Genomic DNA, 14,610 nt, shown 5'->3' with positions numbered 1-14,610 from the left:
GAGGGATTCGCCGGCCCCTCTCCTGTCCGTAGCTTCGTGATCAAGCACATGCACGACCAGGAGGCCACGGATACATGTACGGCAAGGCATTCGCCCCGGAGTACCAAGGCGAGCTGGGCACCGCCCTCAGCGTGAACTCGTCCTACGAGGACGTGCTCGCCACGGCCCGCCGCGCGCGGCGCGACGCCCGCACGGCCCTGGAGCGCGCCCGTGCCTCCCTCGCCGTCGCCGAGGCCAACCGGCGCCTGGGACGGGTCGACGAGGCCCGCACGGCCTGGCGCGACAGCTACCGCAGCGCCCGCGGAGCCGGTGACCGCGGCGCGATGTCCTGGGCCCTGTGGAGCGGCGGCACGCTCGCCCGGCAGTGCGGCTCCCTCGCGCTCGCCCGCAGGCTGCTGGCCCTGGCCGTCACCCTCGCCGACGAGGGCGGCGACCGCCTCGCGCACGGCTACTCCCTCGCCGGTCTCGCCGAGACCGGCCGCATACAGGGCGACTACGCCGCCGTCGCCGACCTGCACGAGCAACTGCTCGAACAGGCACGGGCGCACGGCGAGGCCCGGCACATGGTGTGGGCGATGTCCGGCATCGCGCAGATGCACCGCAACACCGGCGATCACGCCAAGGCCCTGGAGCTGTTCGAGGAGTCCGCGCGCATAGCCGCCGACGGCGACGACGCACGGGGCCGCGCCTGGTCCCTGCGCGGCGTGGCCGACGTACTGTCCGTACAGGGCCACACGGAACGGGCCCTGACCCTGCTCGGTGAGGCCGAGACCATCTGCCGCACCATGGACCTCGCGAGCGCCCTCGCCTACAACCACAAGATGCGCGGCAACGTCCTCTTCCGGGCCGGGCGTTACGCCGAGGCCTGCGCGGTCTACGACGGCGCGCTGCGCGAGTTCGAGGACATGCACGAGCCGCGCGGCACCGCCCTCGCCCGCCTCGGACTGGTCAAGTCCCGCTCCCGGACGGGCGGCTCGAAGGACCAGACACTCACCGAACTGGACGAGCTGGAGCGCGACTTCGAGCGGATCGGGCTGCGGCACGCCCGGGACATGGTCATCGCGTTCCGCGCCGAGCTGCTCCCGTCGGCGGGAGAAAGTCCCGCAGCTCCGTACGGTGCCACCACGCTCCGGTCTCCCGCAGTTCCCGCCACGTCGTGAAGCGGTACTGGAACAGCCGGGCCCGCACCAGCGCGGGCGGCGCGTCCGGGAACGGGTTGTGGCGCAGCAGCCGCAGCGTGTCGGTGTCGTTCTCCAGCAGGCGTTCCACGAACGGCCCGAACCAACTGCGCGCGTAGCCGGGCGAGAGCGCCGCGAACCACATCAGCCAGTCGAGCCTCAAGTGCATGGGCGCGTACTGGCGCGGCATGCGCCGTACGTCGCCCGGTTTGCCCCGGAACCCGTACTCCCGCCACACCGCGTCCGGCGAGGCCACCGCCGAGTCCGTGCCCTCGATCACGATCTCCCGGCGTACGCGGGTGACGCTGCCGAAGGCGCCGTAGGAGTTGACCAGGTGCAGCGGGTCGAAGGAGGTGTTCATCACCTGCTGCCGGGACAGCAGATTGCGCACCGGACGGTAGCTGCGGCAGGCGACGAAGACGGTGACGGCCACGGTCAGCACCGCGAACCAGACCGGGGGAGCGGTGGACGCGGACGCGGGCGCGTCGGCGAGCCAGGAGACGTCCACGGCGGACAGGGCCAGGGCGACGGTCAGCCAGTTCAGCCAGGCGAAGTTGCCGGACAGCACCAGCCAGAGCTGTGTCACCGCGATCCCCAGTGCCGCCCAGGTGGCCACCGGCTGCGGCGTGAACAGCAGTACCGGCAGCACCAGTTGAGCGAAGTGGTTGGCAGCCGTCTCCACCCGGTGCAGCGGCTTGGGCAGCCGGTGGAAGAACCAGCTCAGCGGGCCCGGCATCGGCTGCGTCTCGTGGTGGTAGTAGAGGCAGGTCAGATCGCGCCAGCAGCGGTCACCCCGCATCTTGATCAGCCCCGCCCCGAACTCCACCCGGAACAGCAGCCACCGCAGCAGCCACATCACGAGCACCGGCGGCGCCGTGTCGTCGTTGCCGAGGAAGACGGCGAGGAAGCCGGTCTCCAGCAGCAGCGACTCCCAGCCGAAGCTGTACCAGGTCTGTCCGACGTTGACGATCGACAGGTACATCGCCCACAGCACCGCCCACATCGCCATCGCCGCACCCAGCGGCACGGCGTCGGCCGCCCCGGCGGCCACGGCGGCGGCCAGCAGGGCGCCCGCCCAGGACCACAGGGCGAAGAACCGGTCCGAGTAGCGCCAGTGGAACACCGAGGGCGCCTTGCGGAACGGCGCCCGGCGCAGGAAGTCCGGCACCGGCGTCATCCCGCGCTCGCCCATCAGCGCCCGGAACTGCCGCGCCGCCGCCACGAACGCCACCAGATACAGCACGGCCAGCATCCGCTGGAACACCAGCCGCCCCAGCCACACGTCGCTCTCCGTGAACCAGTCCACAGGACCATCCCTAGCACCGCCGGGCACCTGGCCGCCCGTCCGGCGCGCGGCGCGCACGAGATGTACCGGACCGCCGTACCGTGCAGGCTGGAGCCATGCCCGAACTGCCGGAAGTCGAAGCCCTGCGGGAATTCCTGGACGGGCGCGCCGTCGGCCGTGTCCTGGTCCGCGCCCAGCCGACCGCCGTCAACGTGCTCAAGACGTACGACCCGCCGCTGACCGCCCTCGAAGGCGGTGCGGTCACGGCGGTGGCCCGGCACGGGAAGTTCCTGGACCTCACCGTCGGCGGGCTGCACCTGGTGATCCACCTGGCCCGCGCCGGCTGGCTGCGCTGGCAGGACGCCCTGCCCGACGCCCCGCCGCGCCCCGGCAAGGGCCCGCTGGCCCTCCGCGTCCGGCTGAGCACCGAAGGAACCGGCCCGGCGCCCGGCTTCGACCTCACCGAGGCCGGTACGCAGAAGCGGCTGGCGGTGTACTGCGTGACCGACCCGGCGCTGGTCCCCGGTGTCGCCCGGCTCGGCCCCGACCCGCTCGCGGCGGACTTCACGGAGGATTCCCTGGCCGCCCTGCTGAAGGGGGAGCGGCGGCAGATCAAGGGCGTACTGCGGGACCAGAGCGTGCTGGCCGGCATCGGCAACGCCTACTCCGACGAGATCCTGCACGCGGCCCGTATGTCCCCCTTCAAAGCCGCCGCCCGTCTCGGCCCCGAGGACACGGCCCGGCTGTACGCCGCCGTACGCGACACGCTCATGACGGCGGTGGAACGGTCCAGAGGGGTGGCGGCCGGGGAGCTGAAGAAGGAGAAGAAGAGCGGGCTGCGGGTGCACGGCCGTACCGGGGAGGCGTGCCCGGTCTGCGGTGACACCGTCCGCGAGGTCTCCTTCAGCGACTCCTCGCTCCAGTACTGCCCCACCTGTCAGACCGGCGGCAAGCTGCTGGCCGACCGGCGGATGTCCCGGCTCCTGAAGTAGGGCCCGGTACGGTGGCGTGTACGGCAACCGGGTGAACACCGGGCGGTAACCGGAAGGGCGCCGGGCGGTACGCGGGTGGGGCCGCGGAGCCCGCCGGACACGGGGCGGTGACCGGTGCGCGGGGCGAGGTGGAATCTTTGCATTGTCCCCGACTTGACTTCATATCCGGTAAATGTCGAGCGCCCGCCGGTCGCGGTCGCTAATCTGGTGGACGACGGACGGCTTGTCCGGTAGATGCCAACACCCTTGGCCCGTCGCGGGAAGTGCCACAAACCCTGGCTGACATCCCGGTTTGTGCGAAGGCGCCACCGCGTCGGAAGTGTTCCCTCGATGAAGGAGTGCGTGGTGGCATTGGAAAACGCGCAACGCCAGCAGCCGCGGCCCAAGCCGGGCGAGCGGCCGGGTCGGATCAAGGAAGTCCGCAATCTGGAGGTCTGGGGCCGCTGCGTCCCGGTCAGAGTCGCCGGCTGCGACGACGACCCCACCGAGACCCACATCTTCCGCGGCATCGACTGACCGGGACCGCCGTACCGGACGGCCGGCCCGCAGGCCGCGCACGGCCCGCGGATTCCGGCCGGTCGGCGTCGGCGGTCGTCACGGCCGGCGGCCCAGCAGGCACAGCAGCCGGGTGAGGTCGTCGGCACCGGGCGGCGGCGGGACGGGATCGGCGAACATCGACGTGCCGGCGAGCTCGTCCGCGTACGGCTCGACCTCGCGCAGGGCGGCGGCCGCCAGATCCTGCGGCAGGTGCTCGTCGGCGCGGATCGCCCGGGACAGGTCCCAGGAGTGGACCACCGCGTCCATCATCATCTGCGAGCAGTACCCGGCGGCCGTACCGGTCCCGGACGACAGGTGCACCGTACGGTCCAGCGCCCCGGGTTCGGAGAACGCCGCGACCGCGGCCACCGCCGCCCGGTCCCAGGCACCGGCCGGATCGTCACCGAGCTGGTCACCGTCGTACGCGTCCCCGACCTCTTCGATCGTGGCGCCGTCCCGCACCAGCCGCGGCACCCAGAGCTGCTCCACGGTCAGATGGCTGACCAGGTCGCGTACCGACCACTCGGCGCACGGGGTCGGGTCGTCCCACTGGCCGTCCCGCACCCGGTGGACCCGGCTGCCGAACAGGGCGATGGCCTCACCGTGCCGACGCAGAATCTCGGCATGATCTCCGTTCCCTTCCGTGCCGGGACCGTTCTTGTCCTTTTCGTGTTGGCTCATGTCCACCGAGGATAGGAGCGGGCACGGCGGCCACCGCGGCGCGACGCACGGACACGCCAGGACGGGTACAGCGCGCTCCGCGGCTCGTGCGGGGTGGTGCTGCCGATGCCGAGCCGGCCGCCCACCCGTACCTGTGCGGTGTCGTCGAAGACGGACTCGCGTGTCCGTACCACCGGTGAAACCGTCGCGCCGCCCTGTCCCGAAATGTTTGCTGACAATGTGTCAGCACCCTGGCGGGCTGCCGGAAGCGCTTGTTCAATGGGCGCCAGCCGCAACTGTCTGGAGGCTACATGGACGTCGCCGTCACGCCCCCCGCCATCCGCTGTGCCGGAGTGGAGCACACCTACCCCGTGTTCCAGGAACGGTCCGCCCGCATCGCTGCCGGACTGCGCGCCCTGGGCGTCGAACCCGGGGAGCGGATCGCGATCGTGATGCGCAACGAGCCCGCGCACCTGGAGATAGCCGCCGGAGCGGCCCGGCTGGGCGCCTCGGCCGTCCCCGTCAACTGGCACTTCCGCCACGACGAGCTGCGGCACGTGCTCGGCGACAGCGACAGCAAGGTCGTCTTCGCCCACACCGACCTGGTGCCGGGCGTCGCTGCGGCCCTCCCGGAGCGGGCCCGCCTCATCGAAGTGCCGGTACCCGACGGCACGGCCGCCGCCTGCGGCTTCCCGCCGCCCCCGGTGACCGGCGACCACCCCCTGCTGGACACCTGGCTGTCCGGCCACCCGCCGCTCGCCGAGGAAGCCGCCCGCCGGCCGTCCACCGTCATCTACAGCTCGGGCACCACCGGCCGGCCGAAGGGCGTGCTGCGCGACCCGGTCGGTACGGACCAGCTCGCCGAGGCCGTGTCCAAGTTCCTTGAATACTTCGCCGTGGAACCCGGCGGCCGCACCCTGATCCCCGCCCCGCTCTACCACGCCTCACCCAGCCAGCACGCCGTCCTCGCTCTCGCCGGCGGCCTGGACATCACCCTGATGCCGCGCTTCGACGCCGAGGAGTTCCTGCGGCTGGTCGAGCGCCACCGCATCCAGCAGGCGCAGGTGGTGCCGACCATGTTCGTACGGCTGCTGCGGCTGCCGAAGGACGTCCGCGAGCGCTACGACCTGTCCTCGCTCACCTCGGTCGTGCACGCCGCGGCGCCCTGCCCGCCGCACATCAAACAGGCCATGATCGACTGGCTGGGCCCGGTGCTCCGCGAGTACTACGGCGGCAGCGAGACCGGCGCCGTGACCTGGTGCGACAGCCAGGAGTGGCTGGCACACCCCGGCACGGTCGGCAGAGCCGAAGGGACCTGCTCGGTGGTGGTCCTGGGCCCCGACGGCGTGGAACTGCCCACCGGCCGGACCGGCGAGGTCTACATCAAGCCGTCCGACACCTGGCCGCAGTTCACCTATCTCGGCGACCCCGCCAAGCGCGCGGCGATGGAGGCCGACCGGCTGCCCGGTTACGTCACGATCGGCGACATCGGCCACCTCGACGCCGACGGTTACCTCTACCTCAGCGATCGCCGCAACGACCTGGTCATATCCGGCGGCGTCAACATCTACCCGGCCGAGATCGAGGGCTGCCTGCTCGCCCTCGACGGACTGCGCGACGTCGCCGTCTTCGGCATCCCCGACGAGGAATTCGGCGAAGTACTCGCCGCCCACGTCGAACCCGAACCGGGCGCCGTCCTCACCACCGAGGACGTACGGGCCCACGTCGCCGACCGCCTCGCCTCGTACAAGGTGCCCAGAACCGTCGTCTTCGAGGAGAGCCTGCCGCGCGACGAGTCCGGAAAGCTGTTCAAACGACGGCTGCGGGAGCCGTATTGGGCTGGGCGGGAGCGCGCGATCTGAGGGCCGCCGGTCCGCGGGACCGGGACCACGGCGGCAGCGCGTTCGTTCCTCTACTGTTGCGCACCGGACGAGACTTGAAGTGGTGATGACCGTTCCACCGCAGGTTCACGCAGGGCAGGCCGCGCTGGTGGGCAGGCTGGCCGAGCGCGGCCTGCTCGCGCCGCCATGGCGGGGCGTCTGGGAACGCATCCCCCGTGAGCACTGGCTGCCGGAGCAGATCTGGGTCCAGCGGCCGGACCGGTGCGAGCCCGTGCCCGTGACCGACGCGGACGCGCGGTACCGGCTGACCTACAGTGACTCGCCCGTGGTGACCCAGGTGGACGACGGCCGGGCCGGCGGGCCGGGCGTGGCGACCTCCGCCAATTCGATGCCGTCCATGGTCGCCAAGATGCTCGGACTCCTCGGCCTCGAGGACGGCATGACGGTCCTGGAGATCGGTACGGCGACCGGGGACGTGGCGTCCAAGCTCTGCCTGCGGGTCGGTGACGACAAGGTCACCTCCGTGGAGATCGACGCGGGCCTGGCGACGCGGGCCCGGGCCAACCTCGCGCGGGCCGGCCTGGCGCCTGCCGTCCACGTCACGGACGGCGCGGGCGGATGGGCGCCGGGCGCGCCGTACGACCGCGTCATCGCGACGTGCGCGCTGCGCACCGTCCCGTCCGCGCTCCCGCGCCAGCTCCGGCCGGGCGGTGTCCTGGTCGCCCCGCTGGTGCGCGACTTCGCTTCCGGCCTGCTGTCACGGTTCGTCAAGGACGCCACGACCGGCGCCGTCACGGGTTCCTTCCATGGTGGCGCCTCGTACATGCCGCTGCGTGCCCACCGGTCCACGGCGTCGTCAGCCGTGGACGGAACCACCCCGCGCCACTGTCACGAACTGCTCGACGGGCAGCCGGACGCGTTCACGGACCTGGCCTTCGGCCTGTACGCCGGTAGCCGCCTGCCCGGGGTGCACATGACCGGGTCGCCCGACCGCCTCTTCCTGTGGGACGGGGCCGGGGCCGGGGTCCTCGCCGAGGAGGGCTGGGCCGCGGTCTACGGCCGAGGCCGCGACCTGTGGCAAGAACTTCTGCACGTCTGGCAGGAGTACGTCGCGGACGGCCGGCCACCGCTCAGCGACTTCGGGGTGACCCTCACCGAGGACGGCGGGTTCCGGACGTGGCTGCGCACGCCCGACGCCGTGGTCGGGCCTGCCCTCACCGTTCCGGCGCGCCGGCTCTGAGGCGAGGCGGCCCCCCTCTCCAGATCCGGGGGGGGGGGGCGCTCAGTCGATGCAGAACTCGTTGCCCTCGATGTCCAGCATCGGAATGCACGCATCGTGGCCGTCGTACAGCGTTCGTACGTGGACAGCGCCCAGCGGGATCAGCCGAGCGCACTCGGCCTCAAGGGCGGCGAGGCGCTCTTCCCCCACGAGTCCGGTGCCGACCCGTACATCGAGATGCACCCGGTTCTTGGCGGCCTTCCCTTCGGGGACGCGCTGGAAGTACAACCGCGGGCCCACACCAGAGGGATCACTACAGGCGAACCACGCGTCCCGCTGCTCGGGCGGCTGCGAGTCGGTGAAGTCGTCCCACGTGGCGAACCCCTCCGGTGGCGGCGGTACGACGTATCCCAACACCTCGCACCAGAAGCGGGCGAGGCGTTCGGGTTCCGCGCAGTCGAAGGTGACTTGGAACTTCTTGATCGCAGACATCGGCGCACCCTACCAGGGGCAACTGCCGCTGTTCCCGGGGGAAACCGGTCGCGATCCCGCGATTCCGTGACCCCGTGGTATCGCGGCCGCCGCTCTCGACCCCTGCTCTCCCCGGGCTCCCCGGCTCGCCGGACCTCAGGCCGGGACGGGCCCGGTGAGACGGGCGCGGGCCGCCTCGCGGAACGCCGTGACCAGGCGGCTGTGGTCGCCCGCGCGGGTCGCCAGCAGGACGTGGCTCGGTTCGACGCCGTGCAAGGGGATGCCGGTGACGTCCGGGCGCATCGTGGCCGCGCGCAGCCCGGCCGCGACGGCCACGGCCTCGCCGGCGGCGATGAGTTCGAACTTGTCCTCCAGCGCGTCGATGAAGGGGCCGTCGGGCGCCGGGCGCCCGTCGGGCCGGGGATCGAAGCGCCAGTAGGCGTTCCAGGCCGGGTCGGCCTGTCGGAGGCGGGGGAGGGGCTCGTCGGCGATGTCGGCGAGGGTGACGGTCTCCCTGCCCGCGAGGCGGTGGTCGAGCGGTACGAGCAGTACCCGCGGCTCGTCGTACAGCACCGACACCCGCAACCGGTCGGCCGGGAACGGTGACCGGGCGACCATCGCGTCCACCTGGTGGCCGAGCAGCGCCGTATGGATCGCGTTGCACCCCACGAACTGGGTGTGCACCTCGGCCTCCGGATGCCGTCGGCGCAGCTCGCGTACGGCCGGGGTGACGATGACGCCCGTGCTGTACCCGACGCCGATGCGGGACGGGTCGGCGGCGGCACGGGCGTGGGCCACGGCCTGTGCGGCGGACCGCAGCAGCGCCTCGGCGCGGGGCAGGAAGGTTTCCCCGGCCTCGGTGAGCCGGCTGCCCCGCGGCGTACGGTCCAGCAGCCGGGCGCCCACCTGCTGTTCGAGGCGGCGTATCTGGCGGCTCAGGGAGGGCTGGGTGATACGGAGGGCCTCGGCGGCCCGGCCGAAGTGCCGGTGCTCGGCGACGGCCGTGAAGTAGCGCACGAGGCGCAGGTCGAGATCGGGCGCGGAAGCTGGGTCGGGCATGTCCGCAGCGTAGTCCGGGGCGGTGGTTCACCGTCGTCGGCTGACCTCCGGACCCACCCGACGGCAGCGGAGGCCGGGGAGGAACGGCCGTCGGTCAGGACGGGCCGTTCACATCGTCGCGGGCTCCGCTGCCGGGCGGCCGGGCGCCGTGGTCAGGTGGCCGGGTGAGCTGCGTGGACGCGGCCGGGGCCGGTGCGGCGGACGTCCCGGGCGGCCAGAGCGATCATGACGGCGGGAATGAGGATGTCGTTGGCCAGGATGCCGCCCGTGTTCCCGGCGGCGTGGTCGCCGTTGGCGAACCACTGGTAGACGTGGCCGATCGCGGCTCCCCACAGGAACGCGGCGGCCGCCAGCCCGCTCGTGAGGCGCTCGCGGGGCGACGCGGACGCGCCACGGAAGCCCAGCAGGGCGAGGCCGAGGTTGGCGAAGGCGATCTCGAACTGGAACGGCGAGGAGGTGAAGCCGATGGCGTCGGCCATGCCCTCCGGGATCGCGAGGAACGAGAGCGTGATCCACAGGCTTCCGATGCCGAGGGCGCCGACGGACCACCAGCGCTGCCAGATCTCCGCCTTCGGCCGGTCCGGGTCGCGGCGGCAGCCCACCAGCGCTCCGAGGGCCGGGACCAGCATGAAGAGAAGGGGAAACGTGGTCTGAACCGCGTAAGGGAGAGTGTCCATGGCGCTGAGTGTTGCATGGTTAATATTAACGACGCAAGTGTCCGGTAGGGTGGACGCATGGACGAAGGACTGGCAGAGCTCCTGTACCGCGTGGTCATGCTGATGGGTGAGGCGGCCCGGCGCCGCTCCGGCCCGGACCAGCGCCTCTCCCCGAGCCAACTGCGGCTGCTGGGCACCCTTGAGGAGATCCAGCCCGCCACCCAGCACCAGCTCGCCGAGGCCCTGACCGTCTCCGACCCCGCCATCAGCCGCGCCCTGCGTCCGCTGGAGGCGGAGGGGTACGTGACGATCAGCGTCGACCCCGCCCACCGGCGCCGACGCCTGGTCGCCCTCACCCCGGCGGGCCAGGCCGCCTTCCTGGCCGAGGGCAAGCCGCTGGAGGAGGAATTCCGCACCGCCCTCCAGAAGGCCGGCTTCCCCTACGAGCGCTATCTCGCGGACACCCACCGGCTCGCCGCGCTGCTGACCCCCACGGAGCCACGGCGCGGAGCCACGGCCCGGAAGCCGGACGGCACATCGGAACTGGAGTGAGCGGGGCGGCGGCGGGACCGAGGAGAAAGTGATTCCCAGCCACCTGTCTCGCCGCTTCCGAAGGCCGCGCCGCCGATCGCGATGCTGCGCAAGGGACGCTGGCTCATCCGCGTACGGCCGGTCCAGCCTGCGGTGATGCCCGAGGCGCAGGTCGCCATGCGGAAGAGGCTTTGGACGAGCGGCGGTTCGCACGCGGACGATGGAGCGGTACCGGCCGGGGGCGGAGCAGCACCGGCCGGGTGGCCTGGCGTCCGTCTGGCGGCCGGGCTCGCCCCCTTTCGTTCATGCACCGAAGGAACTCACCCATGCGCGTATTCGTCACCGGAGCGACCGGATTCATCGGGACCGCGGTGGTCCAGGACCTCCTCGAAGCCGGGCACACGGTCGTCGGCCTGGCCCGCTCGGACACGGCCGCCGCGACGTTGCAGGCGGCCGGTGCCGAGGCGCACCGGGGCTCCCTGGACGATCCCGGCAGTCTGCACGACGGGGCCGCCGCGGCGGACGGCGTCATCCACCTCGCCTACCGTCACGACTTCTCGGACCACGCGGCCTTCGTGGACGCCGGCAAGCTGGACCTGCGCGCCGTCGAGGCGATCGGAAAGGCACTCGACGGTACCGGCAAGCCCTTCCTCGCCACCTCGGGAACGCTGCCGCTCGCGGCGTTGGCGCCGGGCCGCGTCGCAACCGAGGACGTCAGGGCCGAGCCCGGGACGGACCGGCCCCGGCTCGCGACGGAGAACGCGGTCGTGGCGCTGGCCGGACGCGGCGTGCGCGCCTCGGTCGTACGGCTCGCACCGTCCGTGCACGGTGAAGGCGACCGGGGCTTCGTGCCGTTGCTGATCGACACCGCCCGCGCGAAGGGCGCCGCGGCCCATGTCGGTGACGGGGCCAACCGCTGGCCCGCCGCGCACCGGCTCGACGCGGCCCGCCTGTTCCGGCTGGCGCTGGAAGCCGCACCGGCCGGTGCGGTCCTGCACGGAACGGCCGAGGAGGGCGTGCCGTTCCGCGACATCGCCGAAGCGATCGGTGCCGGGCTGGGCGTGCCCGCCGTGGGCATCACCGCCGAGGAGGCGGACGGGCGTTTCGGCGTCCTCTCCGGCATGGTGCCGGTCGACAATCCCGTGTCGAGCGCTCTGACCCGCGAGCTGGTGGACTGGCACCCGGTGCGTCCGTCCCTTCTCGAGGACCTCGCGGCGGGGCACTACTTCTCGGGGCGGACGAGCGTTTTCTGAGGGGAGGGAAGGGGCGTGGGGGAGGAGCGGTCAGCCGGTCTTCTGCGAAGTCCGCTTCGCGGACCGGCGCTCCCGCCGCCAGTCCGAGACGGTGAGCACCACGATCCATCCGAGCCAGGAGCCCAGCCCGGGCCCCAGCATGTCGCTCCACGGCCGGTCGTCCCACAGCACCGTCAACCAGGCGAAGACCAGTGCGGGCGGTACGGCCCACCCCGTGTTCCGTGCCACGCGTCGCCACATGGCTGCCGCCTACCCGGCGAGAGGCAGGGCGCACCTCCACGGCCTGTTGCGGCGGTCACGCCGGACCGCCTGCGCCCCTCCGCCCGCGCCCAGCCGTACACGCCCTCCGTACGTATCCGTCCGTCCGCGCCGGACGGCCTGAACCGCTGGAACCGCCCGCGGCCCGCTCAGTCCACCGGCCCGTTCGGGACGATCTGCAGCTTCCGGCCGGTGCCCAGTTCGAAGGTTCGCAGCGCCTCGGCGTACCGGTCCAGCCCGAAGCGGTGGGTGATCATGGTTTCGCAGTCGATCACGCCCTTGCCCAGCATCTCGACCGCCCGGCCGTACGTGTGCAGGATCGCCATGCTGCCGACGATGCGGATCTCGTCGTTGTAGATCCGGAACGGTGAGAACCGGGCCGTCTCCTGGTCGGGCGCGCAGCCGAACTGCTGGAACGTGCCGCCGCGGATCGGCCGGGTCAGGCCGTCCTCGATGGCCCGTACGTTGCCGGTGCAGTCGGTGACCACCTGCCAGCCGAGCGGGTGGCCGGCGGTGAGGTGGCCGGCGCTGGTGGCGACGGCGTCGGCGCCCAACTGCCGGGCGACCGCCAGCCGCTCCTCGTTGATGTCGACCACCGAGACCGACGCGGCGCCGGCGCGCTGGGCGACCTGGAGGTAGAGCAGCCCCATGGTGCCCGCACCGTAGATCAGGAAGTGGTCGCCGAGCTTGGGGCCGACGAGGTCGAAGCCGCGCAGGATGGTGGAGAGCGGCTCGATCAGCGGGGCGTGCCGGAGCGCGACGGTCTCCGGGAGGCGGTAGCAGTTGCCGGCCGGGACCTTGACGTACTCGGCGGCGGCGCCGTCCACCGTGATGCCGATGGTGCCCCACTTCTCGCAGAGGTTGCCGTGGCCGATGGAACAGAAGTGACACGTACCGCAGTAGACCGCCGGGTCGGCGGCGACGGCATCCCCCTCGGCGAGACCGGTCACCGCCGAGCCCACCGCCACGATCTCGCCGGAGAACTCGTGACCGGGGATCACCGGGTACCGCGTCGGCCCGAACTCGCCCGCCAGCATGTGCACGTCGGTGCCGCACAGCCCGGCGGCGGTCACCTTGACGACCACGTTGTCCGGGCCGGGCACCGGGTCGGGGACCTGGCTGACGGACAGCTTGTGCGGCTCCTCGATGACAACTGCGCGCATGGTCGTGACCGCCTTTCGAAGGGGGAGAAGAAGGGGAGGACCGGGGTGGCGGGCGGTCTCAGACCGCGGGCAGGCCCGGGGACGTCAGGTTGCGCGACTCGACCTGCTTGATCTTCTCCACCTTGGGCGCCGAACCGCCCCCGGCGAAGTCGGAGACCAGCCAGTGTTCCAGGCAGACCAGAGCGGCCTCCACGCCCATGGTGCGGCTGCCGAAGCAGGCGATCTGCGCGTCGTTGGACTTGCGGGCGCGCTCCGCGCTGTAGCTGTCCGGTATCTGGGCGGCCCGGATACCCGGCACCTTGTTGGCGGCGATGGCCATGCCGATGCCGGTGCCGCAGACCAGGACGGCGCGCTCGTGCTCGCCGCGTGCGACGCTGCGCGCGACCCGCTCCGCGACGTCCGGGTAGTCCTCGCCGTCCGCGGCGCTCAGGTCGGTCACCCGGTGGCCGCGTTCGGTGAGGTACGCGGCCATGGTGTCCTTCATGGCGGTCGCGGCGTCGTCGGCGCCGAGGGCGATGCGGTACGTGTCCTGCACGGTGAACTCCCTAGGGGCGGAGGGGAAGCGGGGCGGGCGCGGTGGCCGCGGCGACTTCTTCGAGGACCTGGCGCAGGCCGGCGGTGTCATGGGCGCGCCGGCCGAGGAACAGGCCGTCGACGCTGCCGGCCAGCCGGCCGAAGGTGCCGGGCCCGGCGGTGCCGCCGTAGACGACCCGGCCGCGCACGCCGTGGTCGCGCAGACAGGTGCGGACGGCCGAGGCCACCGTCCGTATGTGCGGGGCGGGCGCCGGTTCGCGGGCGCCGATCGCCCAGACCGGTTCGTACGCGACGATCACCTCGCTGTCCGGTCCCGCGCCGCCGAGGGCGGCCCGTACCTGGATCAGCGTCTCCTCGACGGCTTGCGCGCGGCCGTTGTCGTGCCGCTCGCCCGCGCAGATGACGGGCACCAGGCCGGCCCGTACGGCGGCGCCCGTCTTGGCGGCCACGGTCGCGTCCGTCTCGCCGAAGTTGCGGCGCCGCTCCGCGTGGCCGACTTCGACGTAGCGGGCGCCCGCCTCGGCGAGCATGCCCGCGGACACCTCGCCGGTCCACGCGCCGGACTCGGCCCAGTGCACGTCTTGGGCGCCGTACGCGACGCCGGTGCCGGCCAGCAGCTCCCGGGCGTCGGCCAGGGCGGGGAAGGACGGCAGGACGAACAGATCGACGGGGCGGGGAAGTTCCGCCAGAGCGCCCTTCAGGGCGGCGACGTCCGCGAGCCATGTCCGGGTCGCGGCCAGCCCGAAGTAGAGCTTCAGCGATACGCCGACGACCGGGCGGCGGCCCGCTTCCGGAGGCCCGGAGGCCCCGGAGAGCCGGGCCGCCGCAGACGGCGAGTTCTCAGGGATCACGTCGTTCATGATGCTTCAAACAAAAGCACATGTGAAGTTCTCAGATCAAGACGTTATGTTTCCCGGTCTGGTGAGATTTTTGTGGGGATGGGTGGGAGGGAGCGGGGGCGGCGTGCCGCGTA

General features: G+C 72.3%; 16 protein-coding genes. 7 read left to right on the top strand and 9 right to left on the bottom strand.

Annotated features, from left to right (window positions below):
• Nucleotides 1-74: 74 nt before the first annotated feature.
• Nucleotides 75-1,160 (top strand): tetratricopeptide repeat protein, encoded by a 1,086-nt coding sequence (locus AB0A97_RS12015; RefSeq protein WP_361147994.1) that lies wholly within the window; start codon nucleotides 75-77, stop codon nucleotides 1,158-1,160.
• Here the strand turns inward: AB0A97_RS12015 and AB0A97_RS12010 are convergent.
• Nucleotides 1,057-2,484: a lipase maturation factor family protein gene (locus tag AB0A97_RS12010; RefSeq protein ID WP_361147992.1), complete on the bottom strand. Its 1,428-nt coding sequence runs from the start codon at nucleotides 2,482-2,484 to the stop codon at nucleotides 1,057-1,059. The two genes, AB0A97_RS12015 and AB0A97_RS12010, sit on opposite strands and share 104 nt — an antisense overlap.
• Nucleotides 2,485-2,579: 95 nt before the next feature.
• On the opposite strand from AB0A97_RS12010, the gene AB0A97_RS12005 reads away from it, so the two are divergent.
• On the top strand, nucleotides 2,580-3,455 hold the full coding sequence (locus AB0A97_RS12005) for a DNA-formamidopyrimidine glycosylase family protein (protein ID WP_361147990.1): 876 nt from the start codon (nucleotides 2,580-2,582) through the stop codon (nucleotides 3,453-3,455).
• Between the two features lie 345 nt (nucleotides 3,456-3,800).
• Nucleotides 3,801-3,971, top strand: a complete 171-nt coding sequence (locus AB0A97_RS12000; RefSeq protein WP_331787188.1) for a hypothetical protein — start codon at nucleotides 3,801-3,803, stop codon at nucleotides 3,969-3,971.
• Nucleotides 3,972-4,049: 78 nt separating this feature from the next.
• On the opposite strand, the gene AB0A97_RS11995 is transcribed toward AB0A97_RS12000, so the two are convergent.
• Nucleotides 4,050-4,673 (bottom strand): TIGR03086 family metal-binding protein, encoded by a 624-nt coding sequence (locus AB0A97_RS11995; protein WP_361147988.1) that lies wholly within the window; start codon nucleotides 4,671-4,673, stop codon nucleotides 4,050-4,052.
• A gap of 290 nt (nucleotides 4,674-4,963) precedes the next feature.
• Here AB0A97_RS11995 and AB0A97_RS11990 point away from each other — a divergent pair, with 290 nt between their 5' ends.
• Together AB0A97_RS11990 and AB0A97_RS11985 are read left to right on the top strand one after the other, a co-directional pair.
• Nucleotides 4,964-6,514 carry an AMP-binding protein gene (locus tag AB0A97_RS11990; protein ID WP_361147986.1) on the top strand — a complete coding sequence of 517 codons (1,551 nt, stop codon included), beginning with the start codon at nucleotides 4,964-4,966 and terminating at the stop codon, nucleotides 6,512-6,514.
• 85 nt (nucleotides 6,515-6,599) lie between these two features.
• A complete protein-coding gene (locus AB0A97_RS11985; protein WP_361147984.1) occupies nucleotides 6,600-7,733 on the top strand; it encodes a methyltransferase domain-containing protein in 1,134 nt (377 codons plus the stop codon).
• A gap of 42 nt (nucleotides 7,734-7,775) precedes the next feature.
• On the opposite strand, the gene AB0A97_RS11980 is transcribed toward AB0A97_RS11985, so the two are convergent.
• From AB0A97_RS11980 to AB0A97_RS11970, 3 genes are all read right to left on the bottom strand, one after another.
• Complete coding sequence (locus AB0A97_RS11980) at nucleotides 7,776-8,204, bottom strand: VOC family protein (RefSeq protein ID WP_361147983.1); 429 nt, start codon at nucleotides 8,202-8,204, stop codon at nucleotides 7,776-7,778.
• A 135-nt stretch (nucleotides 8,205-8,339) separates the two neighbouring features.
• On the bottom strand, nucleotides 8,340-9,242 hold the full coding sequence (locus AB0A97_RS11975; RefSeq protein ID WP_361147981.1) for a LysR family transcriptional regulator: 903 nt from the start codon (nucleotides 9,240-9,242) through the stop codon (nucleotides 8,340-8,342).
• 152 nt (nucleotides 9,243-9,394) lie between these two features.
• A complete protein-coding gene (locus AB0A97_RS11970) occupies nucleotides 9,395-9,919 on the bottom strand; it encodes a DUF6790 family protein (protein ID WP_361147979.1) in 525 nt (174 codons plus the stop codon).
• Between the two features lie 57 nt (nucleotides 9,920-9,976).
• On the opposite strand from AB0A97_RS11970, the gene AB0A97_RS11965 reads away from it, so the two are divergent.
• Nucleotides 9,977-10,450, top strand: a complete 474-nt coding sequence (locus AB0A97_RS11965) for a MarR family transcriptional regulator (protein ID WP_361147977.1) — start codon at nucleotides 9,977-9,979, stop codon at nucleotides 10,448-10,450.
• A 305-nt stretch (nucleotides 10,451-10,755) separates the two neighbouring features.
• On the top strand, nucleotides 10,756-11,682 hold the full coding sequence (locus AB0A97_RS11960) for an SDR family oxidoreductase (protein ID WP_361147975.1): 927 nt from the start codon (nucleotides 10,756-10,758) through the stop codon (nucleotides 11,680-11,682).
• A gap of 30 nt (nucleotides 11,683-11,712) precedes the next feature.
• Here AB0A97_RS11960 and AB0A97_RS11955 read toward each other — a convergent pair whose 3' ends face one another.
• From AB0A97_RS11955 to AB0A97_RS11940, 4 genes are all read right to left on the bottom strand, one after another.
• A complete protein-coding gene (locus AB0A97_RS11955; RefSeq protein WP_361147974.1) occupies nucleotides 11,713-11,910 on the bottom strand; it encodes a hypothetical protein in 198 nt (65 codons plus the stop codon).
• A gap of 179 nt (nucleotides 11,911-12,089) precedes the next feature.
• Nucleotides 12,090-13,103, bottom strand: coding sequence for a zinc-dependent alcohol dehydrogenase family protein (locus tag AB0A97_RS11950; protein WP_361147972.1), 1,014 nt, complete (start codon nucleotides 13,101-13,103; stop codon nucleotides 12,090-12,092).
• A 58-nt stretch (nucleotides 13,104-13,161) separates the two neighbouring features.
• Nucleotides 13,162-13,638, bottom strand: coding sequence for an RpiB/LacA/LacB family sugar-phosphate isomerase (locus tag AB0A97_RS11945; RefSeq protein ID WP_361147970.1), 477 nt, complete (start codon nucleotides 13,636-13,638; stop codon nucleotides 13,162-13,164).
• Nucleotides 13,639-13,648: 10 nt separating this feature from the next.
• Nucleotides 13,649-14,488 (bottom strand): triose-phosphate isomerase family protein, encoded by an 840-nt coding sequence (locus tag AB0A97_RS11940; protein ID WP_361147968.1) that lies wholly within the window; start codon nucleotides 14,486-14,488, stop codon nucleotides 13,649-13,651.
• Nucleotides 14,489-14,610: the final 122 nt, after the last annotated feature.

This window comes from Streptomyces sp. NPDC045470 (genome assembly GCF_040646595.1).
GTDB lineage: Bacteria > Actinomycetota > Actinomycetes > Streptomycetales > Streptomycetaceae > Streptomyces.
The sequence above is the reverse complement of the archived record's forward strand: the minus strand, read 5'-3'. Positions and strand labels throughout refer to the sequence as shown.

Bases quoted from the DNA above. Each gene is read 5' to 3' on its own strand.
- AB0A97_RS11960 (WP_361147975.1), top strand. From the start codon at position 10,756: ATGCGCGTATTCGTCACCGGAGCGACCGGATTCATCGGGACCGCGGTG.
- AB0A97_RS11965 (WP_361147977.1), top strand. From the start codon at position 9,977: ATGGACGAAGGACTGGCAGAGCTCCTGTACCGCGTGGTCATGCTGATG.
- AB0A97_RS11975 (WP_361147981.1), bottom strand. From the start codon at position 9,242: ATGCCCGACCCAGCTTCCGCGCCCGATCTCGACCTGCGCCTCGTGCGC.
- AB0A97_RS11980 (WP_361147983.1), bottom strand. From the start codon at position 8,204: ATGTCTGCGATCAAGAAGTTCCAAGTCACCTTCGACTGCGCGGAACCC.
- AB0A97_RS11985 (WP_361147984.1), top strand. From the start codon at position 6,600: ATGACCGTTCCACCGCAGGTTCACGCAGGGCAGGCCGCGCTGGTGGGC.
- AB0A97_RS11990 (WP_361147986.1), top strand. From the start codon at position 4,964: ATGGACGTCGCCGTCACGCCCCCCGCCATCCGCTGTGCCGGAGTGGAG.
- AB0A97_RS11950 (WP_361147972.1), bottom strand. From the start codon at position 13,103: ATGCGCGCAGTTGTCATCGAGGAGCCGCACAAGCTGTCCGTCAGCCAG.
- AB0A97_RS11995 (WP_361147988.1), bottom strand. From the start codon at position 4,673: ATGAGCCAACACGAAAAGGACAAGAACGGTCCCGGCACGGAAGGGAAC.
- AB0A97_RS11970 (WP_361147979.1), bottom strand. From the start codon at position 9,919: ATGGACACTCTCCCTTACGCGGTTCAGACCACGTTTCCCCTTCTCTTC.
- AB0A97_RS12005 (WP_361147990.1), top strand. From the start codon at position 2,580: ATGCCCGAACTGCCGGAAGTCGAAGCCCTGCGGGAATTCCTGGACGGG.
- AB0A97_RS12015 (WP_361147994.1), top strand. From the start codon at position 75: ATGTACGGCAAGGCATTCGCCCCGGAGTACCAAGGCGAGCTGGGCACC.